Source organism: Lentzea sp. NPDC051213, assembly GCF_044455585.1.
Lineage (GTDB): Bacteria > Actinomycetota > Actinomycetes > Mycobacteriales > Pseudonocardiaceae > Lentzea.
In genome coordinates, this window is the sequence record NZ_JBITEX010000006.1 from 161,709 (window position 1) to 187,408 (window position 25,700).

The following is a 25,700-nucleotide window of genomic DNA, read 5'->3' on the forward strand; positions in this document are numbered from 1 at the left end:
CGAAGGCGACATGGTTGCGAAACTGCGCGCGCTCGCTGTGCCAGGGCAGACCCTTGGCACAGCGGCCTCGCGCTCGGTGCTGGCGTCCGTCACCCTGCTCGTCGCTGAGTTCCTGCAGAAGGAGGCCCGCACAACTGGCGACCGCATCCCGTTCTGGAAGCATCTGAACGCATCACCGTCGGATGTGGCGCGGATCTATGTAGACCTGGTGGCGTCGAATCCCTCGGGCGTGCTGAGCAACCTGCCGCGCATCAACGCCAAGCCCGGAGTGGGACGTGAGGGTCTGTTCAACGGCCTGCTCTTCCAGCGGTACGCGCTCAATCACGTGAAGCTGCACGAGGACCTGCGCATTATCGCCAACGGGCAGGTGCACGAGCTCAACGCTCGGCTGACCACCTCGTCCGGCGGGCTGATCGACGCGCACGCGGCAGATCTGAACCTAATCGGAAAATTTGGTGCACCTCGGCGGGCTACCAACTTCTGGCTATCCACTCCACGTGAGGAAGGTGCGGAGATACCCACATTAGCGACGGTCGATCGGGCGGCGCAGTACGACTGGGATGAGTGGATCGACTGCGCCTACGTCTCGCCCCTGATCCTCGGTGACCAGGCGAAGACTCTCTATTGGACGATCGCCGTCGGCCTGGAGGTCAAGCGACCGGGCGCCGCAGCCTCAGGCCTCTCCCCTCAGATCGGTGGGATGCTGGGTCGCATCCAAGAATCCGACATGGTGCGGATGGCTCTCGACGGCTCGAATGCCTTCACGTTCGTGCCCGCTCGAGCGTTTGTCTTCCTGCCGGAAAGCCGCTGGTTGGTGGGCGCGACCCCGAGTCTGACCAACACACCTGAGTACGATTTTGTCAGCACGAAACGAGGTGGCTATCCCGAGGCTTATCTGAGGCTTCGGATCCGCTTCGACACGAGCCCAGTCGATAGGCTCTCCACCCTTCTGTTCAACGCCGTGCTCTAGCTGACCTCGCATCCGGATAGCCCCGTGTGTGCCGGCAGAAGAGCTGTGAACCGCAGCTGCGGGAGCCACGCGACAGCGCGAACTCGGCGACCGCACCTACATGCGAGGGTCATCGATCGAGATGCACGGCGAGATCCATCGGACGGCTCAGCCGGTCCATCGTCGTTGCACCCTCCTGCATCACGGGCACGATCTAGGGCTGACTGCGACGCTTCGCGTCTTCTGGACAGGGAGCGGCGGGGGGAGTTTGCGCCGTGCGTTTCGGGAGTGGTTTTGTCCGCGAGACCTGACCGCCGAATGTTCGTGAGTTGTAGCCGCACTTGCCGATCAAGGGCATGATCAATGTTGGTGAGAAGTGACCGCACTCGGCGGTGTGGCTGTCAGGGCTCCTCATCTGGAGCACCACGCATCCTCACACCGCACGCAACCGCCGCTTGACGCAATCGAGAGGCTACATATGAAGATCGGCATCACCATCGACTGCCCAGACCCCGATCAGGTGGCCGCCTTCTGGGAGAGGTTCCTCGGCTACGTGCGACGTCCGGACCGTGGAGGCGGGCCCTACGTCACGATCGACCGGCCCAGCGGCGCCGACGGGCCGCCGCACCTGACCTTCCAGAGGGTTCCCGAAGCGAAGACCACGAAGGGCCGAACGCACCTTGACCTGTTTGTCGAACACGCGGCGCCGATGGTCGACGAGATGATCGCTGCCGGCGCGACTTCCCTCACGATCACAGAGGCCGGCGAGTGGACGACACGGGTCCTCCAAGACCCGGCAGGCAATGAGTTCTGCGTGATCGGCCCAGACTGAGGCGTCGGATCCCCACAGTCGACGGGGCGACGGGTGTCCCAGAACACCGGTCGATGCCGGCCATCCTGACCCCTGCGGTCACATGCCGCGAACACACCCACCGTGACCGCAGGCAGAGCGGTCACGACCGACGGACAAACGCGGTCACTTCATTGGTCACGCGCACCGCAGGGCTCGTGAGCATCGTCGGCCGTCTGATGTCGTGGGCGACCTTGCGCGCGAAGGGGCCAGAGAGTCGCTCTTGGCGTCCGCTCAAGCAGGAGTAGACGCGATGTCGCGCGGTGTCGCGTGTGATCCCGTGGCCGGTTCAGCCAGGGGTGCCCAAGCACTGTCCATAGTGGACGGTTTGGAACATTGACTGAGCGACTGACTGAGTGACAATCGCCTGACACGGCGGTGCACGTCCACGGACGTCGTGGGACCGTTGACCCTGCTCAGCGGTGTGTTTCTTTCCATTCGGTCAAGCCCGGCCACGGCGTCGGTCCGGCGCTGGGAATCGTGTGCGTGCGGCTTGTTACGGGAGGTGCAATTCAGCGGCCAGGGGTTAGCGGGTCACCCACACCGTTGGTCGGTGTGACCGTCGCTGACGTAGGAGGCCTGCGCGGTTCGGTGGCGCCTACGAGGACGGGCACGGCGAGGGCCGCGACAGTGGCTGTTTTGGACATGGTTGTTCCCTTTGTTCTGGCAGTGGGGCGCGAGCGCAGTGCCTTTGGACAAGGGGCTCGGACATGGCGCTGACAAAGCTCTGACACGGCGATCAGCAGAGGATGTTCCTTCTGCAGGCAAGAGGCGACGGGCGTCTCGCATGAGACGTCGCGGTCGTGGGTGCGGGATGCGCGGCCGGCGAAGGACCTGGGGCAGGTGGCGTAGGCCGAGCAGGCCGCCGACCGTGAGGGCCGGGCTGGACGTGCCGAGAGGTGCCTACGTCCGGCCGCGAATCACCGCCGCGCGACATCACCGCCAACCGCTTGCAGCATCGCCGCTCTGACGCTGGATCTGGTCGGCGGGCCAGGCCAGGGCTTCTTCTTCGCGTGTTCGCCCGCCTGTTGAAGGGTGGCCCGGAGGCCGATGGATTTGCTCCTGGCCACAGCTGTGGAAGGGCGGGCGACCTCCCGGACTGCCCACCGGCGCGAGACAGTTTGTTCTGCGTGGTGACGTCGGAGCTCTCCAGGAACGTCCGGAGGTTCGCCCTTGTCAGGGATCGCCGAGATGTTGTCGTTGTCGGCGACCTCAGCCAGTGCCGAAAGAACCTGCCGGCCGGTCAGTCGATCGTGCGCAACAGCTGGCAGATCTCGGTCACGGCGTCGTGGGCGCCGTCGCCGTGAGCGCGGACGGTGACGGTGGCGCCGGCAGTGGCGCCAAGGCTCATGACGGCGAGGATCCCTGTCGCATCAACCGTCCGGCCCTCGTGTGTGATCTCCAGTCCGCAGCCTAGTTGCGCCGCCGCTCTGGCCAGCCTGCCTGCGGGGCGTGCGTGCAGGTGCGCGGGTAGCACGACATCGATCTCGGCCGTGTCGCCGGTGTGCACGGACGTTTCAGAGCTTGGTGGCATGGCGGGCCTCCTGCGCGGCGGTCGTGACAGCGGCGAGATCGGCGCCGCAGGCGGCCGTGACGGCCGCGGCTACGGCGCCCTCAACGAACGGGGCGTCCACCAGCACCACGTCAGCCTGGGCGTGATCGTCCAGCACTGCGCGGGCGGTGATGACCGAGCTGCCGAGGTCGGGCAGGACGACAACGCCGCGGCCCTGGTCGGCGGCCTTCACGGCCGCGGCGATCGCGTCGTAGCTGGTGCCGATCCGGCCGTCGGCCGTGCCGCCGGCGGCGATCACCGAGCCCGGCTGGACGCCGAGCTGGTCGAGCAACGCGCTCAGCCCGGATGCCAGCTCCGCGCTGTGCGACACGAGTACGATCCCAACAGGTTGCATGAACGAGATGCTGTCATGCTGAACGGTGTTCAGCAATACCGAATGGGGTTGGTCGTGGTCCAGTCAGTGCAGCGGGCGGTGCAGATTCTGCGACTGCTGAGCGCGAGCGGTCCGCGGCTGGGCCTGGCCGAACTGGCCGACCGCATCGGGATCGCCAAGCCCACGGTGCACGCGCTGCTGCGCACGTTGGAGGCCGAGGGGCTGGTCGCGCAGGACCGCCAGACCGGCAAATACGTGCTGGGGCCGGGGGTGCTCTCGCTCGGCAACGCGTTCCTGGAGACGCACGAGCTGCGGATGAGGTCTCTGACCTGGGCTGATCTCCTGGCCGCGCGCGCCAACGAGGCTGTCTGGGTCGCCGTGCTCACCGACGACCACGCGCTCGTTGTGCATCACGCGTTCCGGCCGGAGGGCGCGGTGCAGATCCTCGAGGTCGGAGCGAGCATCCCGTGGCACACCTGTGCACTGGGCAAGGCGATCGTGGCGTTCCTGCCGGCGGAACGGCAGACGGGGCTCCTCGCGAGGCCACTGCCGCCGCTGACCGGCCACAGCATCTCCGAGGCGGACACCCTGAACGGCCAGCTGGAACAGGTGCGATCGGTCGGCTACGCGCTGGAGAACCAGGAGTCCACGCTCGGCGACGCGGGGATCGCCGCGCCCGTGTTCGACCGCTCGGGGCTGGTCGGCGCGATCGGGGTGGTCGGCCCGGTCGAGCGGCTGCTGGCGGACGGGCAGAACCAGGACCTGGCCGTCCAGGTGCGGGAAGTGGCCCGTCAGTTGTCCCGTGAGCTGGGGGCGGGTCGCGCTCCGCTCGCCCGCGCACTCGCCTGACCGAGCCTCTTGACAGTGACCTGGGCCACGCTTACCTTCCTCTCGTTCAGTAATAACGAACGCTGTTCAGCACGATGGACTCTGTTCCCCGCTGAGGAGGTGAGCGCCCGCACTGTCGCGGGCGTGCCATGGCTGACAACTCATTCCCCCAGGCATTGATCGCCGAGGTGCTCGGCACCGCGACGCTGGTCTTCATCGGTGTCGGATCCGTTCCGGCAACCTTGATCGTGGGCGGCGACGCCCCGTTCACCATGGCCCAGCTGGGCATGATCTCCCTGGCCTTCGCGACCGCAGTGATCGCGATGGTCCACACGATCGGGCACGTTTCCGGTTGCCAGATCAACCCGGCGGTCACGCTCGCGCTGGCCGCGAGCGGGCGGATGCCGTGGCGGCAGGTACCCGGCTACCTCGCCGCGCAGCTCGTGGGCGCGACGCTGGGCGCGTTCGCCATCGTCGGCGTCCTCGGCCACAAGGCTGTCGACGTCGGGCTCGGCATCGCCTCCTACAGCGCCGACGTCGGTGCGGGCCAGGCGTTCACCGCGGAGGCGATCGGCACGTTCCTGTTGGTGCTGGTGGTGTTCGGCGCGATCGACCAGCGGGCACCGCAGGGTTTCGCGGGTGTGGCCATCGGACTCGCCGTCTTCGCGATCATCATCCCGATCGCTCCGGCCACCGGCGCCTCGATCAACCCGGCCCGCACGTTCGGGCCGATGCTCACCGGAGGCTTGTTCGGCGGCACCGTCCACTGGGAACAGTTGCCCGTGTACCTGGCCGCCGAGATCGCGGGCGGGCTCGCCGCCGCGGCCGTCTACCACCTCATCGCCACCACGCGGCGCGCCGCCGACCAGCCGGCGCCGATCCAGGCCGAAGGAGTCCTGTCGTGAAGAAGCTCATCAACACACCCGAGTCGGTGCTGACCGACGCACTCGCCGGCATCGCTGCGTTCCACCCGGAGCTGAAGGTGGACTCCGGCAACCGGATCATCGTCCGCGCCGACGCACCCAGAGCGGGGAAGGTCGCGCTGCTGTCAGGAGGCGGCTCCGGTCACGAGCCGCTGCACGGAGGGTTCGTCGGCTCCGGCATGCTCGACGCCGCGGTGCCCGGCGAGGTCTTCACGTCCCCGGTGCCCGATCAGATCCTGGCCGCGGCCAAGGCCGTCGACGGTGGCGCGGGGGTGTTGTTCGTGGTCAAGAACTACACGGGCGACGTGATGAACTTCCAGCTCGCCGCCGAACTCGCCGCGGACGAGGGCATCACGGTGCGTACCGTGCTGGTCGACGACGACGTGGCCGTGCAGGACTCCACGTGGACCGCGGGTCGGCGCGGCACCGGCGCGACAGTGTTCGTGGAGAAGATCGCCGGCGCGCTCGCCGACAGGGGTGCGGACCTGGACAAGGTGGCCGAGATGGCGGAGCAGGTCAACGCTGCTTCCCGGTCGTTCGCCATCGCCCTCACCGCCTGCACTACGCCGTCGGCCGGGCGCCCCGGCTTCGACCTGCCAGAGGACGAGATCGAGATCGGCGTGGGCATCCACGGCGAGCCCGGCCGCAGCCGCGGGAAGCTCAAGCCTGCCAAGGAACTCGTGGCCCTCGCGATGGACGCGATCCTGAGTGACCAGCCGCTGACCGCCGGCGACAAGACCATCGTGATGATCAACGGGCTGGGCGGCACCCCGCTCATCGAGCTCTACGTCGTGGCGGCCGAAGTCGCCGCGGTGCTCGCGGCGCAGGAGGTGCACATCGGCGCGAGCCTGGTCGGCAACTACGTGACCAGCCTGGACATGGCGGGTGTGTCGATCACCGTCTGCAGGGCCGATGACGAGATGCTCGACCTGTGGGCGGCGCCGGTCGCGACGGCGGGGCTGCGGTGGGGCAGCTGATGGCGCACCATCAGCCCACCGGGCACGATGGCGGCATTGCCGTCCGATTCGAGGAGGATCCGGTGGACACGGTGGACACGGTGGACACAGCCATGGTCAGCGCGTGGATCCGGGCCATCGCCACGGCTGTCGAGAAGCACCGCGACCAGCTCACCCAGCTCGACGCCGCCATCGGCGACGCCGACCACGGTGCCAACATGTCCCGCGGCTTCACCGCTGTCCTGGCCGCGCTCGAGGACTTCGAGCCGGGCACCGTCGGCGACGTCCTGGTCAAGACCGGCACCACGCTCATGTCCACTGTGGGCGGTGCTTCCGGTCCGTTGTACGGCAGCGCCTTCCGTGCCGCCGGCAAGGTGCTGGACGAATCGACGGCGTCGCCGCCGCAGCTCATCTCGGCCTTGCACGCCGCAATGGCCGCCGTCACCCAACTCGGTGCGGCCACCCTCGGTGACAAGACCATGCTGGACGCGCTCGCACCAGCGGTCTCCGCGCTGGAGGAGGCCGTCTTCCGCGGCGCAGACCTGGCCACGGCAGCCGCGGACGCCGCCAAGGCCGCTGAGGAGGGTGCACACTCCACCATCCCGCTGCAGGCCCGCAAGGGCCGCGCGTCCTACCTGGGTCCCAGGAGCATCGGCCACCAGGATCCCGGGGCGACCTCCACTGCGTTGATCTTCACCGCGCTGGCCGGGGTGGTGGCCGCCCGGTGAACCAGCTGCGCTTCAGCGGGCGCGCGGCCAGCCCCGGCACCGCCGTCGGCGTGCTGCACCGCACCGACCGCCCGCTACCCACCGCACTTCCTTGGAACGGCATGGGTAATCCCGCCACGCAGATCACCGAGGCCTTCCAGGGCGTCGCGGCCGACCTGCTGTCCACATCGGAGCGACTGCGGGCGGACGACCGCGCGGAGGACGCCGACATCCTCGAAGTCATCAGCTATCTGGCGATGGACACCGACCTGCGGGCGCTGGCCGTCCAGCACGCCGAGAGCAGCCTGCCACTCGCGCTGGCCGTACAGCGGGCGGTGGACCACCACGCCGCGGTGCTGGCGGCGTTACCCGATCCGACGCTCGCCGAACGAGCGGCCGACGTCCGCCAGGTCGGCAAACGCGTGATCGCCCGGCTGCACGGCCACGACCACGGCCATGACCCCGAGGGCCCGGTCGTTCTGATGGCCGGCGAGATCGGCGCGGCCGATCTGCTCGAGCGAGCCGGCACGGTGGCCGCGGCCGTCTCCGTCACCGGCGGCTTCAACTCCCACGCCGCGATCGTGGCGCGTTCGCTGGGCATCCCGCTGCTCGTCGGCGTCGATGCCGCCGTGCTCGACCACGCCGACGGCGCACCCGTGGCCGTCGACGGCGTGCGCGGCAAGATCGTCATCAACCCGAACCCGGCCGAGCAGGCCGCCGCGGGCGAGGCGATGCGCGCCGCCCGGCAACGCCGGGAAGCCCTTGCCACGGAACGGCATCTGCCCGCGCAGACACAAGACGGCCACACGATCACGTTACGCGCCAACGTCGCGACCGCAATCGATGCTCGCGCCGCAGTCACCGCGAACGCCGACGGGGTCGGTCTCCTGCGCACCGAACTCCCGTTCCTCGATGCCGAGGAATGGCCCAGCGAAGCCCAGCACGGCACCGTCCTCCGGCCCGTTCTGCAGGCACTGGCGGGGCGACCGGTCACCGTGCGCACCCTCGACTACGCCGACGACAAGCTGCCGCCGTTCCTGTCCAGGGGCAGAGCCGGCCGGCTGGGCAGGGGCCTGCCGCTCATGCTCGCCGATCCCGACGCGTTCGCCCGTCAGTTCCGGGCCGTCCTGGTCACCGCCGGCGGCTGTGACGTCCGCATCATGATCCCGATGGTGGCGACTCCGGGTGAACTGGACGCGTGCCGCCACATCCTCAACCGCGTCGCGCACGACCTCGGCGTCGCGCCACCACCGCTGGGCGCGATGATCGAACTCCCCGAAGCCGTTGCCGCCGCCGACGACATCGCCGCCCGCGCCGACTTCCTGTCCATCGGCAGCAACGACCTCACCGGTCAGATCCTGGGACTGGATCGCCGCGATCCCGCCCTGACACCGCAACTGGCCGCGCACCCGGCGGTGTTGCGCGCCATCGCCGACACCATTGCCGCGGCACACCGCCAACGCCAACGCGTGTCCGTGTGCGGCGACGCCGCCGCGCACCCGCTTGTCGTGCCGCTACTGGTCGGTCTCGACTGCGACGTGCTGTCGACGGCGCCGGCCCACCTGGACCAGGTGCGCGCGATCATCCGCCGCCTCGACCACACGACGTGCGCGAACATCGCGCACCACGCCCTCACTCTCACCACCGCGGAACAGGTCTGGGACGTCGTCCGTGAACACTGCACCCCGCGACTTCCCTGACCACACACCGAGACTGGGCCTCGGCCTCGCGGCGGTGGGCCGGCCCGCCTACATCAACCTCGGGCGTGACGCCGCATTGCCGGAGGCACGCACCGTGGACGCGATGCGGGACCGGTGCCACCAGGTCCTCGACGCCGCCTACGCCGCAGGCATCCGTCGGGTCGACGTGGCACGCTCCTACGGTCTGGCCGAGGCGTTCCTCGCCGGATGGCTGGCCGGCCGGGACGTGCCGGACCTGACGGTGTCCAGCAAGTGGGGCTACACCTACGTCGGCGGCTGGCAGCTTGACGTAGACGTGCACGAGATCAAGGAGCACTCACTCAGCCGGTTCACCGAGCAGTGGTCTGAGAGCAGGGCACTGCTCGGTGGACGAATCGCCTTGTACCAGGTGCATTCGCTGACCTCGGACAGTTCGGTGTTCGCCGATCAGCCTCTGCTGGAGGCGTTGGCGGGGCTGACTGCGCAGGGCGTGCGGGTGGGCTTCTCGACATCCGGTCCCGCACAGGCGGAGACCATCGAGCGCGGACTGGCTCTGCAGGTGGCGGGGCAACCGGTGTTCACCGCCGTCCAGTCGACGTGGAACCTGTTGGAGCCCTCAGCCGGTCCGGCTTTGACCCAAGCCCACCGCAACGGTGTTCACGTGCTGATCAAGGAGGTCCTGGCCAACGGCCGGCTGGCGGTCGAACCTCCGGCCCTGCTGCTCGAGATCGCCGAGCGGCACGGCGTAGGCCCGGACGCCGTCGCCATCGCCGCCGCGCTGTCCCGCCCTTGGGCCGATACCGTCCTATTGGGACCCGCCGGCACTGACCAGTTGTCGCGCAACCTGCGCGCCGCAACCGTGTGTCTGACCGAACGGGATCTGCACCAGCTCGCCCTGCTGGCGATGCCCGCGGCAGAGTACTGGTCCGAGCGCGGCGCGCTGACCTGGAGCTGACCACTGCGGTTGCTACCGCCGAATCGCAGACTCCTTGTCCACCCGCGGTGCCGGGGAGTGACTAATTGAGTGACTACTGGCACAGGACGCGATAGCTATTGGTAGGACTTCTTGGTGCGGCTTCTTGTTGTCCATCACGGAGAGCGCCTCGGCGTGGCCTCCGAGGTCGTCGGGCACGCCGAGGCCGCTGACGGTGATCCCCGTGCCAACTCGTTGCCACCGCTCGGTGTGTGCGGTGGCGGGAGCCGGGACGAAGGGCACGCTCATGGCGAGAAGGGTCGCGATCAGCACAGATCGGGCTCACATCCCCGGACTCCCACCAGGTTGCCACATCCACGAACACCGATCACGCGGCCCTTGGCTGATGATCCCCGCATCGACGAGGAACACGGACCAAGGGCCGCTTCTATGATCAACCAGGACGGCTCACTCGCTTACACGGCAAGCTGAGACCGCGTGGCCGACGTCAGCGCGACATGGCGCAGGTGCTTCAGCAGGTTCGTCAGGATGCTGTCCGCATTCTCCTCACTCCACACATCCGGCCGGTAGTCGATCCGCACCGCCAAAGAGTCGCGGTCGAGACGGGCGACCAGGGACAGCGGATAGTGCGTGCCGTCCCGGACGTCCGCCCCCCGCACTGACACCGCGCCCATCCGGGACAACGACTCGTCGTTCAGCGGGTAGTTGTGGAAGACCATGTGCGCAGAGAACGGAGCGCGCTGCCCGGCACGCCAGTCGTGGTGCTGGTGCGCGTACGTCTCGGTCTGTTGTTGCTGCGACCGCTTTGCCAGGTCGAGCACTGTCTCGGCGGGCCGGCGCTGAGCGCGGACCGGTACGAGGTTGGTGTGCAGGCCGACGATTTCCGCCATCGCGGGCACTTCGGGCGAGCGGCCGGCGACGGTCGCGGCGAACACGATGTCATCAGCGCCCGTCAGGTCGTGCAGAGTGGCCGCCCATGCGGCCCGGACGAGCGTGCCTAGCGTGACGTCGTGCATGCGTGCCAGGGTCCGCAGGTCATCGGTCAGGTCGGGGGAGAGGTGCGCGGCGGTCGACTTGGGCAACAGGTCCGCGTCTGCGGGAGTCCACGGCGAGATCATCGCGGATGGGGCGCCTTCCAGCAGCTGCGACCACACCTGTGCCGCCTCGGCGGTGTCCTGCTCGCTGAGCCAGCGGAGGTGGTGCGCGATCGACGGCGCTCGCGCCGGCAGCTCCTCATCTGCGTACAGGCTGAACAGTTCTTCCAGCAGCAGGGACAACGACCATCCGTCGACCACGGCGTGATGCACGGTCAACACGAACGCGTGCCGCTCCTGCGCAGTCCTGAACAGGTGGTAGCGCACGAGAGGTGGATCTGTGAGGTCGAACCGTTGCGCGCGGTCGGCGGTGAACATCGCGTCGAGCGCGGACGTGCGTGCACCCGCGTTCATGCCGGACAGATCCGTGCGCTGCCAAGGCACATTCGCCTGCTCGACCACGACCTGCAGGTCTTGCCGCGGGAAGCATGCCCTCAACGCCGCGTGCCGGTCGACGAGACGTTGTCCCGCACGGCGCAGAGCGGCCGGATCGACGTCGCCTTCGAGATCCAGGACTACCTGGACGTTGTAGACGTCGTTGCCGCTCGTCGCGCGGGCCGTGTGGCCGAGCATCTCCTGCTGGAGAGGCGTCACCGGCAGGATGTCCACGACGTCCGGGTAAGCCGACTCGATCTCCTCGACCTCGCCCTGGTCGAGCCGCACGAGCGGGAAGTCTGACGGAGTGTGGCCGCCGGCGTCCGCGGTGAGCTCGGCGAGAAGAAGGACCGCTTCCCGCCACATCTGGGCCAGGCGTTCCACTTCCGCGGTGGGCAGCTTCGACCGATCCCACGACCAGTGCGCGGTGAGCACGGTGCCGGCCGGCGTCTCCTCGGTGAGCACGTTCAGTTCGACGGTGTGCGAGGGCGTCGCGCGGTTGTCGGCCGCGCCGCCGAAGGAGTCGGTGCCCGCCGGTGCGAATTCGCCTCCGGTGAGACCGAACCGGCCGAGGTAGTTGACCAGGATCTGCGGTGTGGGCAGGTCGGCGAACGCGGCGGATGCGGTGCCGTGGCGGAGAAGCCCGTAGCCGAGGCCGTCGGCAGGCACCGCGCGCAGCTGTTCGCGGACGGCCTTGACCGAGGCGGCGAACCGGTGCTCCGGCGTGAGCGCTACCGGGTGCAGATCGGTGAACCAGCCCACCGTGCGCGTCAGGTCTGCGTTCGGCACCGCGTCCTCGACTCGGCCGTGCTGCTCGACGTCCAGCAGCACGGGAGCGCCCGGCGTGCCGCGCCACTGGTTGACCGCTATGGCGGTGCCGGTCAGCAGCACCTCGTCCACCCCGGCGCGGAACGCCTCCGGCACGTTCGTCAGGAGCCTTGTGGTGGCGGACGGCGGCAGCTCGACCGAGAGCTGATCCCGGCCGGTGTCACCGGTGGGCGCGCCGAGGACGGGATCGGGGACGGTCAGGACCTCCTGCCACCACTGGAGTTCCGGCGTCCGGTCCGTCCGCGCCAGCGCTGCCGCCCAGCGCCGGAACGACGTGGCTGGCTGGGGCAGTGTGGAGGTGCCCGTCTCCCACAGGTGAGCGAGATCGGACGCGATGATGCGCCACGACACTCCGTCCACGGCGAGATGGTGCACCACGAGCAGAAGCTCACCGGGAAAGCCTGGTGCTCCTGGCCGCCACACAGCCCTGGCGACGGCACCGGTGGTCGGGTCGAGCTCCGCCACCGCCGCAGCTCGATAGGAGTTCGGGGCGTCGTCCACGCGCAGCAAGGGGATCGAGCCCTGATCCGCCACGGTCAGCTGCCACTCGCCGCCGTCGAGCGTGAGCCGGACGCGCAGCATCTCGTGGCAGTCCACCAAGGCCTGCAACAGTTCAGCGAGGCGGCTTTCATCCATTTCGGACGGTGTGCGCAACAACATCCACTGGTGGTGGCCATCGATCGGACCGCCCTGGCCGGCCAGCCAGCGGATGATCGGCGTCAACGGCACGTCACTGGTCTCCGCGGACTCTGCGGGCTCTACCGCGCGCACCTCGTCGATCTGCTCAGCAATCGAGGCGAGTGCCTCTACCGTGCGGTGCACGAACATGTCGCGCGCTGAGATCCGCAGCCCGGCCGCCCTCGCGCGTGATACGACCTGGATCGCGATGATGCTGTCCCCGCCCAGCGCGAAGAAGTTGTCCTCCACGCCGACGTCACCGAGACCGAGGACTTCGGCGAACACACCGCACAGCAGGCGTTCCTGGTCGGTGCGGGGTGTGCGGGTAGTGTCCGAAGCGGCTGAGTAGTCCGGTGCGGGCAGGGCGCGCCGGTCGGCTTTTCCGTTGCGGGTCAACGGCATCCGCTCGAGCACGACGACCGCTGCCGGCACCATGTGTTCCGGCAGCGTCTCGGCGACGAACGCGCGGATCTCCTGCGCGTCCGGGGTTCGCCCGCCTTCCGGTACGACGTAGCCGACGAGCCGGTCGTCGCGCACCACGACGACGGCCTGCGCGATACCGGGTGCCTGGGCGACCGCGGCCTCCACTTCGCCGAGCTCGATCCGGAAGCCCCGGATCTTCACCTGGTCGTCGGCGCGGCCGAGGTACACGAGACTGCCGTCGTCGGACCAGTACGCGAGATCCCCACTGCGGTACATGCGTTCGCCATGCGAGCCGAACGGGCAGTCGACGAACCGCTGGGCCGTCAGCTCCGGCCTGTTGAGGTACCCGATCGCGACACCTGGGCCTGCCACGTACATCTCGCCGACCGAACCCTGAGGCACGAGTGCCAGCGTCTCGTCGAGCAGGTACACCCGCAGGTCGTCGATCGCGCAGCCGATCAGACTTCCCGCACCGGACTCGCAGTCCGCTGCGCCCAATGCGAGCTGGGTGACGTGCACCGTCGTCTCTGTGATGCCGTACATGTTCACGAGCAACGGCGAGGTCTCGGAGTGCCTTTCGTACCACCCTTTCAGCCGGGTGAGGTCGAGAGCCTCGCCGCCGAACGTGACGGCTCGCAACGTCAGCCGGTCACCCAGCTGTGGGTCCTGCCGGTCGGCCTCGGCCAACTGGTAGAACGCGGACGGCGTCTGGCTGAGCATGGTCACGCGCTCATCGGCCAGCAGCCGCAGGAAGTCCGGGGCGGATCGGGTGACGGCGTGTGGCACGACGACAAGCCTGGCTCCATGCAGGAGTGCGCCCCAGATCTCCCACACGGAGAAGTCGAACGAGTACGAGTGGAACATCGTCCACACGTCGTCTGAGCGAAATCCATACTGCTTCTCGGTGGCGCTGAAGAGGCGGGTGACGCTGTGGTGGGAGACCAGCACGCCCTTGGGCTGCCCCGTCGAGCCGGAGGTGTAGATGACGTAGGCGGGATCTTCCGGCCGTAGTGGCCGCACCCGTTCCTCGTCGGTGATCGCCGTCGTCGCGAACTGTGCGAGGTTCTCAGCCGTGTTCTTGAGCGCGTCCGGCAGTTCACCCAGCACCACCACCGGCTTCGCGTCGTCGAGCAGGTACTGGATGCGGTCCGCGGGGTAGGAGATGTCGATCGGCAAGTACGCGGCGCCGGACTTGGCGACCGCGAGCATCGTCACGATCATCTCGACGGACCGGGGAAAGCCCAGCGCGACGATGTCTCCGGTACCTACGCCTTTGGCGATCAGCAGGCGGGCCAGCCTGTTCGACTGCTCGTCCAGTTGCCGGTAGGTGATCCTGTCCTCCGCACAGCTCACCGCCTCGGATTCGGGCGTGGCGGCCGCTGGTACGGCGAACACCGCGGGAAGCGTGGTCGGCGGTGCGTCGCTCGTGCGGCCGTTCCAGGTGTCCAGAAGCCGTGTGGACTCCGCGTCACTGAGCACGTCAGCGCTTCCGATCGGAGCGTCGCCCAGGTCGACGAACTGCGCCAGGAACCTCTGCAGGCGCTGGTCGAGCGCGGCGACGTCGTTTTCCGTGTACAGCGCGGGATTGGCGTCGATCGTGATCTCGAGCCCGCTGCCCTCACCCCGGTCGTAGACGATCAACGACAGGTCATCTGAGACCGCGCCGGACACGTAGTGCGCCTTCGTGACGCACTCGCCGAACTTCACGTCGTAGGTGAACCGCATGACGTTGGCGCGGCTGCTGAACAGCTGCTCCTCCAACGAGTCGTTGTCCCTCCGCATGTTCGCGTACCCGTAACGTTGGTGCGGCAGCACCTCTTTGATGCGCGCGGACACCTGCTTGAACAGCTCGGCGACCGACATCGCGGGGTCCAGTGCGAGCCGCACCGGAACGACGTTCGCGGACATGCCAGGAGCCTCGCGAGTGGCGGAAGTCGTGCGTGCGGTCACCGGTAGACCCAGCACCTGGTCCGCCTTGCCCGTCATCCGCCGCAGGAACGCCGCCATCGCGCCGACGATGACCACGATCGGTGAGGTCCTCGCCGTGGTGGCCATGGCGGCGAGCTTGACCGTGACGCTCTCGGACAGGACGGACGTGCTGTGAACGGGGAGCTGGACCGGCGCGGCGGGACGGCGCGACAGGCTCACAGGTTCGGGCAGGTCAGCGGTGTACGCGCGCCAGAACTCGCGATCGCGCTGGAACTTCTCCGAGGCCCGGTAGTCGACATCGGCGGCCACGAGAGTGGCGAGCGGACGGAACGGCGACTCACCGACCAGCTCACCCGCGGCCAGCGAACTGTAGATCTCGCCGGCTCGGCGAGCGAACATGGCCGCGGTGAACGCGTCGGCGATGATGTGGTGGTAAGCGTGGACCCACAGATGGCGTTCATCGTCCAAACGCAGCAGTGAGTAGGAGAACATCGGTCCGCGCTCGAGGTCGAACGGCCGCTTCAGGATCGCCTGGATCCGTTCATCGGCTGTGTCCGGCTTCTCGCGCAGGTCGGCACAGGTCAGCGTCCACTCGAGATCTGGCTGAACGACCTGTCGCACACCCCCGGGGGTGTCGATGAACCGAGTGCGGAGGCACTCTGCTTCGGCGACCAGTCTCTTCATCGCCGTCCTGAACAGGCCGACATCGAGCGAGCCCTTGATCTCCACGGCCTCGGCGATGTTGTAGCTCACCTTCGTCATGTCGAGTTGGTGTGCGTACCAGACGCCCGTCTGCGCGCTCGTGAGCGGAAGTGAGACTGATTCATCGTCGAACATCGATTTCTCCAATGAATTACTCATACGTCGCACGGGGGTTTCGTGGTATCGACCTCGGCGACGGACCAAGGGTGATCAATTACTGGTTATGACGTTAATGCGGAATTTGAGATCCGGAAGCAAGGCACTTCATATGAGGGGCATCGCGCGCGTCTATACATGCCTTGAGCTGCGTGAACTGTCAGTGTTGTGGTCGTGTCGACCTGGACGCTGAGCCGTGATTCGTTGCTGTAGCGTTAGGAGCAGGGAAGGTGCGGCAGTTTCTTTGCCGCGCTCGCGCTGGAGGGGAAGCACACGGCATTGGCAATCAACTGGGACAGGCTGGACATGAACCTGTTGATCCCGCTGCACGCGCTTTTGCTGGAGCGCAACGTGACGAAGGCGGCCGAGCGGTTCCAGGTGTCGCAGCCGACCATGAGCGCGACGCTGGCGAGGCTGCGCCGTCACTTCGACGACCCGCTGTTGGTGCGTGAGGGTCGCACCATGGTGCTCACGCCGCTGGCCGAGTCGATGCTGGGGCCGTTGCGGTCGGCGCTGTTCTCCGCCAGAGAGGTCCTCACGACGGGCCAGACGTTCGATCCGGGTACCGACCAACGCACGTTCACCATCGTGGCCAGCGACTACGCGGCCACCATCCTGCTGCGGCCGGCGTTGCGCGGGCTGGCCACCGAAGCGCCGGGCATGAAGGTGATCATCGAGCCGCTGCGCGCCGACCTGGTCGACATGGTCCGCTCGAGGCAATGCGATCTGTTGATCTGGCCGTTGCAGTTGCAGACCGATGAGCTGATGACCTATCCGCACCAGTTGCTCTTCGAGGACGAGTTCATCGTCGTCGCGGACCAGGACAACACCGCCGTGCCCGAACCGCTGACCGGTGAGGCGCTCGCCACCACCCCAGGGGTGCACGTGTTCGGCGCCGGGGGCCGAAGGGTGGTGTCCGAGGTGAAGCTGAACGAGCAACTTCTCCGGCAGCCGACCATGATCGCGGTGAACAGCTTCACCCTGGCGTTGCAGATGGTCGCCGGCACCGACCTGATCACGTTGACCCAGCGACGGCTGTTCGAGAACCTGGGTCCCGCCCTGGGGTTGCGGGAGGTCACGCAGACCACCGAGGTGCCGAAGCTGTCACTGGCCATGTTCTGGCACCCGCACTTCATCTACCTCCCCGCCCATCAGTGGTTGCGGCAGCGTCTGGCCGAGGTGGCGGCCGAGCTCTGATCGGCAGGTTCGACCGTCCGCTTGCGATGTCGCGCAAGAACTCCGGAAATTCCGTGCCGCGGGGACACATGTAACGGGTTCGTGGCTCGCCGCCATAACCAGAGACCTCAGTCGCCGAGTGGAGGGACGCCGTGGTGGGAACCGTCAACTTCCGGCGCCGCTCGGCGATTGCGCTGTGCGTCCTGCTCGCGTTGAGCGGCTGTGCGGCTACACCTCCGCCAGCTGCTCCAGCGGCAGTGCTCGAGGTCGTTGCTCCCGGTGTCGAAGTCACGACGCGAGACCTTGGCGCAGCTACTGCGCCGACGCCGGAGGTGCACTTCCTCTCGAACCTCTACGAGCTGAGCCCCTCCGGCCCGTTGCCGTCGCCTGCAACCGCCACGATCCGTTTGCAGAACCCGGTCCTGGAAGGCGACGTTGTCGTCGTCGCGAGGAGACAGACGAGCGCCGGCGAGTGGGAGTACCTGCCGGCGACCGTCGCCCAGGACCGCGCCTCGGTCTCGTTCACCACGGACCACTTCAGCGAGTTCGGCTTGCTCGGGTTCGACCTGGGCAAGGCGATCGACGCGTTCAAGCGCGACTTCATCGATGGCCTGACCGGAGGCTTGACCCAGACCGCGGACAAGCCGACGTGTGACAACGAACAGCGCGCGCGGGGTGACGGGTACTCCGTCACTTCAGACTCGAAGGACACCTTGTTCTGGTGCCTCGGAGCCGACAACGCCGGCCATCGGATCCTCAAGGTGACGAACAACCGCCGCTACCCGCTGCTCGCCTCCCACCGGGGCATGGACGTCATCGACAACGCCATCGACTACGGGCAGCTGTCCTCGCTGAGCCGCGTCATCGCCGGAGACAAGGCGGTCATCGCGCCGGGCGCGACGGTCGCCTTCAACGCAGACCTGTCACCCGGTACCAGCGCCCGCATCACGACCGAGGCCGACGCGATCGGTCAGTCGCTCTACGCCCTGCAGACCGGTGTCACGGCACTCCTGCAGATCCTCACCCGCTTCGGCGCCGGATCTGGCATCAAGGCTGTCGACACGTTCAACAAGATGCTTCAGAGCAAGTCCTGTCTCGACGCTCTGGGCAAAGGCAGTGGAGCGATGATCTCGGGCTGCCTCGACGCCAAGCAGATCATGGACGCGTTCGGCTACAAGGGACTGTTGCTGGCACCCGTCATGGTGGCGGGCCCGATCGTCGCGTTCTTCAACAGCCAGTGGAACGCGATCGTCGACCAGTTCAACGGCAACAGCATCTACCGCGTCGAGGTTGTTCGAGAGAAGCCGGCTCTGAGCCTCTCGGCCTTCGCGGGCCAATGGATCGGGCACACGCGGAGCCTGACCATCACCGCGGACGGCAAAGCCACCGAGCACGTGAATGATGGGTGCTGCAGGGCGGTCATCGACCTCACGTTCACGCTGTCCAACCCACAGGGAAGCCCAGGCGCGGCGACCGCGACCATCACGGTCACCTCGGTGCAGCTGCACGACTGGACCGGTGCGAAACCAGCACCGAAAGTGGGCCAGGTCGCCACCATCAAGCTCGCCGATGGCGTCATCACCGAGCCGCTTGCTGGCGGCACATATTGCGACCAGGTGAAGCAGCTGGCAGGCGTCTGCGGCGCGTGACCACAGTGCGTTCAGATCGTGGTCACGCGGCCGCCTCTCCGATGTGCTCGCTGCTCCAGCGACTTGGCCACGATGGCCCCGAGCTCGGCGGGCGCGGAGTCCAGCGGCACCTTGAAACAGGGGTCCGCGCTGACCCACAGGCCGTCCTTCGTCTCCGACATGGTGATGACGAAGAAGAACTTCCCCCGGCGACAAACGTTCGATCGCTGCATCATTTGGTTTCCAACCACCGCGGGCGGGGAGGGGACGGGGGCGCTGACGGCTAGAAGGCGTCCTCGGTGAAGTCGCTCGGCGCATCGTCGTCGAAGTCGCCCCGCGAAGGCCTAGGACGCTGCTGACCCGCCGCGACGATCTCGTCGAGGTTCTGGCCTTCCTTGATCGCCGTGTACGCCCGCTTCAGCGACGGCATGCTGGTCTGCATCGCGCGTTGCACGTCGGGATCGTTGACGGCCTTGCCGGACGAGATGTCACGCCAGGACATCTCGTCCGCGTCTACCTTGCGCTGCAGGTCTTTCAGCGCGTTCGGCGCGTCCTTCGAGCAGGCGAACTTCTCGATCGCGGCGATGTCCGCGGGGGAGAGGTCGGCGCCGCGGGTCTGCGCCTTGGACGCTTCGAGAGCCACCTGCTCCAGCCGCGAGCCCTTGGCGTCCAGATCCTGTTGCCACGCCTGCAACTGCTGGCGCGCGCTGTCGTACGGGAACGTCATTCCTCACCGCCTGAACTCGAAGAACCGTTGTCCTTCCAGCGATCTGTCTTCAGCGCGTCCTTGTACTTGTCGTGCGCCTTGTACCCGCCCTTGGCCATGCCCCACGCGCCGCTGCCCACGGCGGCTGTGCCGTCACCCAGCTTCTCCGTGCCGTCCTGCCACGTGTCGACCACGTCGAAGAAGTCGTTGACGTCCCGCACGTCCGGGATCCTGGCCAGTGCGGTGCCCATCAGCTTGATGCCGTTGATCATGCTCTGGACGCCCTCGATCAGGGTCTGCATGGACTGGATCAGTTTGCGCACCTGGTCGACGATGTTGACGACGTCGTAGACCATCCACACGGCGCGACCCCAGCCGACTAGCGGGATCCACGCGGTCATCGCGGCCTTCATCAGCTTGTCGCAGATCTTGTCGAGCAGGGTCAGCGCCAGCTTCGCGGCCGAACGGCAGGAGCTCGCCATGTTCTTGAAGCGGTCGCCGATGAACTTCGCTACCTGCGAGTCCCACTCGATCGCTGTGGTCCACGTGCGGCGCATGCGGTTCTCGAAGCTTTGCGCGGCGCCGCCGTCCCAGTTCGGCGCGAGTTCCTCGATGCCGTTGTTCACGTTGTGCCGCACGTTGTCCAGCGCCTTGGCGACTCGGTCCCAGGCGGCGGCGTTCGCGTCGATCTTCTCGAAGTCGCCTGCCAGGGGCATGACCAGGTCTCGCACCAGGTCGTCGCCGGTCACCTGTTGGTAGATCCAGTTGACGCCCTGGATCTTCCAGCCGGCGGCCTCGATCAGCTCCTTGACGGTCTGCCGGCCGGGGCGGTTGTCGGGTGTGGCGCGCAGTGCGACATTCGGATCTTCAATGTCCTGGTAGCCGTTGCAGACTCCGCCGTTCATTCGCCCACCCCCAGGAAGCGCTCGAGCCAGGACGGGGGCTCGGACTTGCCGCCCGCGGTGTCGATCAGGCAGACCGCTACCTCGTCCGCCTTTTCGTAGGCGTGGGCCGCCTTGACCAACGACTCGGCGTCCTGGCTCATCTTCTTGTTGGCGGCGTCCAGCGTCTCGCCGTAGAGCTGCGCGACCCCGGTTACGACGGGGTCCAGCAGCGACAGCAGTCCGGTGAATCCGGACGTGTCCCCACCCTTGAGGATCGCGTGCTCGCGGATCCTCAGGAAGTGCTCGGCCTGACGTTCGAGGAGCCCGCTGTAGCCGCGCAGCTCATCTGGCACGACGTGGAACGCTTCTCCCATGGCGGTCATGACGTCTGGGCCCAATGTGCGGTTCCGTCGCATTTGGCCCAATAGGCAATTCGAATCACGGCCGGGTCCTGTGCGGTGATGGAGGCAGGGGTTCAGACTGGACGTGGAGGTGACAGATGTCGGTTGACGTTCGGCCTGAGGTGCTTGTGCACCGGCCACGTGGTGAGGTCGCCGCGTTCATGTTCGACCCGGCCCACGACCTCGAGTGGACCGGTGGCATCACCTCCAGCAGGCCGGCGCGACCGGGTCCGCTCACGAAGGGCGCGACCGTCGAGCGCACCGCTCGGTTCCTCGGCCGTGAGTTCGTCTACGGCTACGTGGTCACCGAGCACGAAGCGGACCGGCTGGTGGAGATGAAGGTCGACCGGCCGTTTCCGATGACTGTGCGGTACGAGTTGGCTGACAACCCGGACGGCACGCTCGTCGCGATCCGGGCCAGTGGGTCGCCAGGCCGGTTCTTCGGTTGGGCCACCCCGTTGATGGCACGTCAGGTGCGCAAGAGCATCACGGCGGACCTGGCGAGGCTGAAGGACTGCATCGAACACTTGTAGTCGGGCGCGCTGCTCTCGGACGTGTCAGGAAGTTGTCAGCGGTGTTGGGGAGGATGGCCGTCGGCGCTTCAGTCGCGTGTGGACTTACGGTAGAGGGGCGACAGTGACCGACGAGCAGTTCACCAAGGGCCACGTGATCACGCTGATGATCACGTCGTTGATCGGCGTGGGTTTCGGCGCCGGATGGTGGTTCTCCGGTGTGGCCGCGGTTTCCGGCGGTGGGACCGTGTTGGTGGTGCTGGGTGTGGTGATCGCCGTGGGCCTGGCGGGCTGGGTGTTCCGGTTCGGCCGGTTCTCGGGGCAGTTGCCTCCCGGCGGCGGGCGTGCGGACAGCCCGTTCGGCCGGACGTACGGGCTCGCGGTGCTGCTCATGGTGGTCGCGATCTTCGCGGGGTCGCGGCTGCTGACGGTGCTCGATCTGCCGCAGGCGGTGCCGGCCTGGGTGCTTTTTGTCGTCGGCGCGCACTTCGCGCCGTTCGCGAAGCTCTTCGGTTCCAACCGGTATCTGCTGCTGGCGGCGTTGCTCTGCGGTGTGGGTGTGCTCGCGGTCGGGCTCGGCGCGGCCGGGCTGGAGTGGGCGTGGCGGTTGGTGCCCGGGTTCGGTGGTGCGGCGGTGTTGTGGGGCACGGTCGTGGCTGGTCTGCTCGACGGGCAGAAGCTCGCCGCGCAGGCAGTCGGTGCTGGTCGCTCGGCTTCGAGCTGATGCCGATCAGGTCCGGTTGCGGAGCTGGGTGATCCAGGTCGCGACCTGGATGCGGGACGTGAAACCGAGCTTTCCCATGATGTTCTGCACGTGGGTGGCGACCGTGCGCGGCGAGATCACGAGCCTCGCGGCGATCTCCTTGTTGCTCGCGCCGTCGGCGACCAGTTCGGCGATCTGGTACTCGCGTTTGGTCAGCACGTCTCCCGGCGCCGACGGCGTGCCGGCCGGTACGGGAACGCAGTGCTCGCGGTCGAGGGCGACGTCGACCGCCGCGTTCACGTCGGGGCTCATGGCCTGCCCTTCGGTGAACACCGCCCGGAATCGGCGTTCACCCAGCAGGTGCTTGGCCTGCTCGACGCAGTTGTCGTGCGGTACCAACCAGTTCTGCGAGTCGAGCATGGCCTTGCCGCCGCCGTACCGCCAGATCTGGCTCGCCGCACCGAGCAGCCGGGCCGCGCGCTCACCGTCGTCGGCCGATGCCGCGATCCACGCCAGCAGCTCGACGGCCATGGCGAGCCCGATGGTGTCACTGAAGATGTGCTTGATCTCGATGCACTGGCCGGCGTACTTCGCGGCCTCGCTGTGGTGGCCTTGCTGCCACTCGGCCAGCGCCAGCGCGTAGGTGGCGTAGCTCTTCGTCCACTGCTCGCCGGCCCCGTCGGCGATCTCGATGGACCTGCGCGCCAGCTCCGCCGCGCGCACCACGTCACCGGCGAAGGCGACCACCATCGCATGGGCCGAGTAACACATGAGGATCTTGAGATCCACCCGGCCAGACCTGATCAGCAACTCCTCGGACTTCGTGTAGATCTGGTCGGCACGGGCCAGGTCGTCACCGACGAAGGCGGCGCCGCCCTGAGCCAGCAGCGCCACGCCGAGCAGGTAGTCGTTCTGCAGGCAACCGGCCACCATGACGGCTTCGGCGGCCGGGATGACGGCCGCTTCCCGCTCTCCCAGTGCGACCAGTGCGAAGCTGTGGACGAAGAGCGCCTCCACCCGGATGTTGTCGGGCAGGCGCGGGACCTCGATGAAGCAGTCCAGCCATCGCCGGGCCTCACCGAGGTACCCGCAGGTGGTCCAGAAGGAGCCCAGCAGGAACGCTAGGCGCGCACCGGTCACGGCTTCTTCGGGGTGCGCGAGGCTGAAGGCCAGCGCGGCACGGAGGTTGGCGAGCTCACGACGCGTCGCCGCGGCCACCTCCACCTGTCGCGGCCCCATCCACTTCGGGTTGAAGTCCTCGGCCATCGCGAGGAAGTAGTCGCGGTGAAGCAGCCGGACCCGATGTTCCGCGTCGGTCTGCACGAGCTTCGTCAAGCCGTACTCGCGGACCGTCTCCAGCATTCGGTACCGCGCGAGCGAGCGGTCGTCGTCCCGGACGATGATCGACTTGTCCACGAGATCGGCGATCAGCTCGAGCAGTCGGCGCCCGTCGGACAGCTCGGCGGGGATCCCCACCCCTTCGGCGGCGGCGAGCGTGAAGCCGCCGCTGAACACCGACAACCGGGCCCACATGGCCTTTTCGGCGGGACTGCACAGGCCGTAGCTCCAGTCCAGTGCGGCCGACAGCGTCCGCTGGCGGGACGGTCGCGACTCGGTGCGGGCGTCCAGCAGGCGGAACCTGTCGTCGAGGTGCTCGAGGATCTCCTGTGGTGCGAGCACCCGGAACCACGCCGCCACCAGCTCGATCGCGAGCGGCATGCCGTCCAGCCTGCGGCAGATTCCCGCGACCGCGGCACGGTTGGCCGGTCCGAGCTCGAAGCCCTGGTCGACCGCGGCTACGCGGTGGGTCAGCAGGGTAACCGCGTCGCTGTCGGCGTCCGATCCCTCCGCCGGCACCGAGAGCGGGGGCACGGGCAGCAGATGCTCACCCGTGACGCCGAGCACCTGCCTGCTCGTGGTGAGCACCCGGACGCCCGGCGCGCCGGCGAGGATGCCGGCGATGACCGCCGCGCACGCGTCGACGAGGTGCTCGCAGTTGTCCAGCACCAGCAACATCGTCTTGTGCTGCAGGAAGTCGACGATCTTGCCGAGCGGCTCGTCCGGCAGGTCGCGCAGGCCGAGCTCGGTCGCGATCGTCGAAACGAGCAGGCCGGGGTCGCGCACGGAGTCGAGCTCGATGAAGTAGATGCCGTCGGCGAAGCCGCGCGCCAGCTGGCGCGTCATCCGCAGCGCCAGCCTGGTCTTGCCCACTCCGGCGGGCCCGACCAGCGTCAGCAGCCTGGCCATCGCCAGGAGGGTGCGAGCGTCAGCGAGTTCGGCGCTCCTGCCGACGAAACTAGTTGCCTCGGCACGCAACCGCTGGCTCGGCTGCTGGTTGGACGCGCTCAGCGGCGGGCTCGGGACCATGGTTCACGCATCCATTCCTGATTACGGATACATGCTAGCCCGATACTCCTCGTACATGGCCTGAGCGTATCTCCCGGTCGCCGAACCGGAAACAACCGGTCTGGCCCGCAACCGCGCACCGACGTCCCGGCCCTCGCGCCGACCCGCTCAGCCCCCCGCTCCGTCGCGGCTGAAGACGACCGGCAACGATGCCGGGCTGCGCGTCAGCCTGCCCTCTGTCCATTGTGGAGTGAAGCCCGGCTCGACGTGGAAGTCCGGCGCCAGGCGGAGGACCTCCTCGGCCACCACCCGCATCTCGAGCCTGGCCAGGTGCTCGCCGACGCAGCGGTGGACGCCGTAGCCGAACGCCAGGTGCGGGTTCCTCTCGCGGTTCCAGACGAACTCGTCCGGCCGGTCGAAGACCGCCTCGTCACGGCCTGTGGCGCTGAGCACCATCAGCACGCGGTCGCCGTCGCGCAGCCGCCGGCCGGCGATCTCGGCCTCGCCGACGACCGTGCGTTTGATGGCGACCACCGGAGCCTCCATGCGCAGACACTCGTCGACGGCCTTCGGCAACGCCGCGGGGTCGCGCACGATCTCGTCGCGGAGCCCGTCCACGACGGCCAGGTTGTACAGCAACGTGCCCACGCTCGCGACTGTGGTCTCGTGCCCGGCGATGACCAGTGCCTGCAGCATGCCGAGCTGCTCGTCCTCGGTCAGCGGCCGCCCTTCCACCGATCCCTGCGCGATCGAGTTGATGACGGTGTCGTCTCCCGCGAGCCGTTGCCGTTCGAGGTGCCCGGCCAGGTAGGCCCGAAGCTCGGCGGCGATGGCCTGGTTGGCTTCCTGGTCGCCGGTGGCGGCCGTGATGAGCAGGTTCGTGGTCCACGTGACGAACCGCTCGCCGTCCTCCGGGGGCAGGCCGAGGACGATGGCGATCGCGATCGGAGGCAGGTAGCGGGCGAGTCCCGGCACGAGGTCGGCCGTCCCGGCTGTCATGAGCTCGGCGATCCTCGTGGCGGTGAGCTCGCGCAGCACGTCCTCGTAGCCCGCGACGGCCTGCCGGGTGAACAGCCGCTGGATCACCTTCCGGTACTGCCCGTGCTCCGGCGGGTCGTAGTCGACCGGCGGCTGCCGGATGTTCTCGACGAAGCGCGGCAGGTCGATGCCCTGGGAGTTGCTGAAGGTGTGCGGGTCCGAGGCGACTGCCAGTACCGCGTCGTGGGTGTAGACGGCCCAGAAGCCACCGTAGTTGTCGCTGTGCTCAACAGGACAACGCTGCCGCCTGGCGGCGAGATCCTCGTTGAACCGCTGGGCCAGCGTGGGGTCGAGGTGATCGAACTGCCGCTCTGGATCGAACGCGGTCGCCATGATGCGATACAAGCACGACAGCCGATGCAGAGCAAGTGTTGAGCACCGGAATCACTTTGGTGCCAACAACTCTCGA

The 25,700-nt window shown here is 67.8% G+C and carries 21 protein-coding genes; 12 read left to right on the plus strand and 9 right to left on the minus strand.

Annotation, left to right across the window (positions count from 1 at the left end):
• The first annotated feature begins 10 nt into the window (after positions 1–10).
• Together ACIA8G_RS26935 and ACIA8G_RS26940 are read left to right on the plus strand one after the other, a co-directional pair.
• Complete coding sequence (locus ACIA8G_RS26935; protein WP_396421439.1) at positions 11–970, plus strand: hypothetical protein; 960 nt, start codon at positions 11–13, stop codon at positions 968–970.
• 457 nt (positions 971–1,427) lie between these two features.
• A complete protein-coding gene (locus tag ACIA8G_RS26940; RefSeq protein ID WP_396421440.1) occupies positions 1,428–1,781 on the plus strand; it encodes a VOC family protein in 354 nt (117 codons plus the stop codon).
• Between the two features lie 1,261 nt (positions 1,782–3,042).
• On the opposite strand, the gene ACIA8G_RS26945 is transcribed toward ACIA8G_RS26940, so the two are convergent.
• Positions 3,043–3,333, minus strand: a complete 291-nt coding sequence (locus ACIA8G_RS26945) for an HPr family phosphocarrier protein (protein WP_396421441.1) — start codon at positions 3,331–3,333, stop codon at positions 3,043–3,045.
• Complete coding sequence (dhaM, locus tag ACIA8G_RS26950) at positions 3,317–3,706, minus strand: dihydroxyacetone kinase phosphoryl donor subunit DhaM (RefSeq protein WP_396421442.1); 390 nt, start codon at positions 3,704–3,706, stop codon at positions 3,317–3,319. Before dhaM ends, ACIA8G_RS26945 begins: the two co-directional genes overlap by 17 nt.
• A gap of 42 nt (positions 3,707–3,748) precedes the next feature.
• On the opposite strand from dhaM, the gene ACIA8G_RS26955 reads away from it, so the two are divergent.
• The 6 genes from ACIA8G_RS26955 to ACIA8G_RS26980 all read left to right on the plus strand — a co-directional run bounded on the left by ACIA8G_RS26955 (position 3,749) and on the right by ACIA8G_RS26980 (position 9,733).
• Complete coding sequence (locus ACIA8G_RS26955) at positions 3,749–4,534, plus strand: IclR family transcriptional regulator (protein ID WP_396421443.1); 786 nt, start codon at positions 3,749–3,751, stop codon at positions 4,532–4,534.
• 128 nt (positions 4,535–4,662) lie between these two features.
• Positions 4,663–5,418: an MIP/aquaporin family protein gene (locus ACIA8G_RS26960; RefSeq protein ID WP_396421444.1), complete on the plus strand. Its 756-nt coding sequence runs from the start codon at positions 4,663–4,665 to the stop codon at positions 5,416–5,418.
• Positions 5,415–6,413 carry a dihydroxyacetone kinase subunit DhaK gene (gene dhaK / locus ACIA8G_RS26965; protein WP_396421445.1) on the plus strand — a complete coding sequence of 333 codons (999 nt, stop codon included), beginning with the start codon at positions 5,415–5,417 and terminating at the stop codon, positions 6,411–6,413. Before ACIA8G_RS26960 ends, dhaK begins: the two co-directional genes overlap by 4 nt.
• Before the next feature lie 62 nt (positions 6,414–6,475).
• On the plus strand, positions 6,476–7,120 hold the full coding sequence (gene dhaL, locus ACIA8G_RS26970; protein WP_396421446.1) for a dihydroxyacetone kinase subunit DhaL: 645 nt from the start codon (positions 6,476–6,478) through the stop codon (positions 7,118–7,120).
• Positions 7,117–8,799, plus strand: coding sequence for a putative PEP-binding protein (locus ACIA8G_RS26975; RefSeq protein WP_396421447.1), 1,683 nt, complete (start codon positions 7,117–7,119; stop codon positions 8,797–8,799). The genes dhaL and ACIA8G_RS26975 overlap by 4 nt, the downstream gene beginning before the upstream one ends.
• On the plus strand, positions 8,771–9,733 hold the full coding sequence (locus ACIA8G_RS26980; protein ID WP_396421448.1) for an aldo/keto reductase: 963 nt from the start codon (positions 8,771–8,773) through the stop codon (positions 9,731–9,733). Before ACIA8G_RS26975 ends, ACIA8G_RS26980 begins: the two co-directional genes overlap by 29 nt.
• A 434-nt stretch (positions 9,734–10,167) precedes the next feature.
• On the opposite strand, the gene ACIA8G_RS26985 is transcribed toward ACIA8G_RS26980, so the two are convergent.
• Positions 10,168–15,900: an amino acid adenylation domain-containing protein gene (locus ACIA8G_RS26985; RefSeq protein WP_396421449.1), complete on the minus strand. Its 5,733-nt coding sequence runs from the start codon at positions 15,898–15,900 to the stop codon at positions 10,168–10,170.
• A gap of 303 nt (positions 15,901–16,203) precedes the next feature.
• On the opposite strand from ACIA8G_RS26985, the gene ACIA8G_RS26990 reads away from it, so the two are divergent.
• The gene (locus tag ACIA8G_RS26990; RefSeq protein WP_396421450.1) at positions 16,204–17,094 is read left to right on the plus strand and encodes a LysR family transcriptional regulator; all 891 of its coding nucleotides are present in this window, start codon (positions 16,204–16,206) and stop codon (positions 17,092–17,094) included.
• Between the two features lie 131 nt (positions 17,095–17,225).
• Positions 17,226–18,722: a hypothetical protein gene (locus ACIA8G_RS26995; RefSeq protein ID WP_396421451.1), complete on the plus strand. Its 1,497-nt coding sequence runs from the start codon at positions 17,226–17,228 to the stop codon at positions 18,720–18,722.
• An 11-nt stretch (positions 18,723–18,733) separates the two neighbouring features.
• Here ACIA8G_RS26995 and ACIA8G_RS27000 read toward each other — a convergent pair whose 3' ends face one another.
• From ACIA8G_RS27000 to ACIA8G_RS27015, 4 genes are all read right to left on the minus strand, one after another.
• Positions 18,734–18,883: a hypothetical protein gene (locus ACIA8G_RS27000; protein ID WP_396421452.1), complete on the minus strand. Its 150-nt coding sequence runs from the start codon at positions 18,881–18,883 to the stop codon at positions 18,734–18,736.
• Between the two features lie 101 nt (positions 18,884–18,984).
• Entirely contained in the window at positions 18,985–19,428 is a 444-nt protein-coding gene (locus ACIA8G_RS27005; protein WP_396421453.1) for a hypothetical protein, read from the minus strand.
• Positions 19,425–20,312: a WXG100 family type VII secretion target gene (locus ACIA8G_RS27010; RefSeq protein WP_396421454.1), complete on the minus strand. Its 888-nt coding sequence runs from the start codon at positions 20,310–20,312 to the stop codon at positions 19,425–19,427. Before ACIA8G_RS27010 ends, ACIA8G_RS27005 begins: the two co-directional genes overlap by 4 nt.
• Positions 20,309–20,674, minus strand: a complete 366-nt coding sequence (locus tag ACIA8G_RS27015) for a hypothetical protein (RefSeq protein WP_396421455.1) — start codon at positions 20,672–20,674, stop codon at positions 20,309–20,311. Before ACIA8G_RS27015 ends, ACIA8G_RS27010 begins: the two co-directional genes overlap by 4 nt.
• 116 nt (positions 20,675–20,790) lie before the next feature.
• Between ACIA8G_RS27015 and ACIA8G_RS27020 the strand changes: the two genes are divergently transcribed.
• Together ACIA8G_RS27020 and ACIA8G_RS27025 are read left to right on the plus strand one after the other, a co-directional pair.
• Positions 20,791–21,225 carry an SRPBCC family protein gene (locus ACIA8G_RS27020; protein WP_396421456.1) on the plus strand — a complete coding sequence of 145 codons (435 nt, stop codon included), beginning with the start codon at positions 20,791–20,793 and terminating at the stop codon, positions 21,223–21,225.
• 103 nt (positions 21,226–21,328) lie between these two features.
• Positions 21,329–21,928 carry a hypothetical protein gene (locus tag ACIA8G_RS27025; protein WP_396421457.1) on the plus strand — a complete coding sequence of 200 codons (600 nt, stop codon included), beginning with the start codon at positions 21,329–21,331 and terminating at the stop codon, positions 21,926–21,928.
• A gap of 6 nt (positions 21,929–21,934) precedes the next feature.
• Here the strand turns inward: ACIA8G_RS27025 and ACIA8G_RS27030 are convergent, their stop codons facing one another.
• A complete protein-coding gene (locus ACIA8G_RS27030) occupies positions 21,935–24,154 on the minus strand; it encodes an ATP-binding protein (RefSeq protein WP_396421458.1) in 2,220 nt (739 codons plus the stop codon).
• A gap of 267 nt (positions 24,155–24,421) precedes the next feature.
• Positions 24,422–25,624, minus strand: a complete 1,203-nt coding sequence (locus ACIA8G_RS27035; RefSeq protein ID WP_396421459.1) for a cytochrome P450 — start codon at positions 25,622–25,624, stop codon at positions 24,422–24,424.
• Positions 25,625–25,700: the final 76 nt, after the last annotated feature.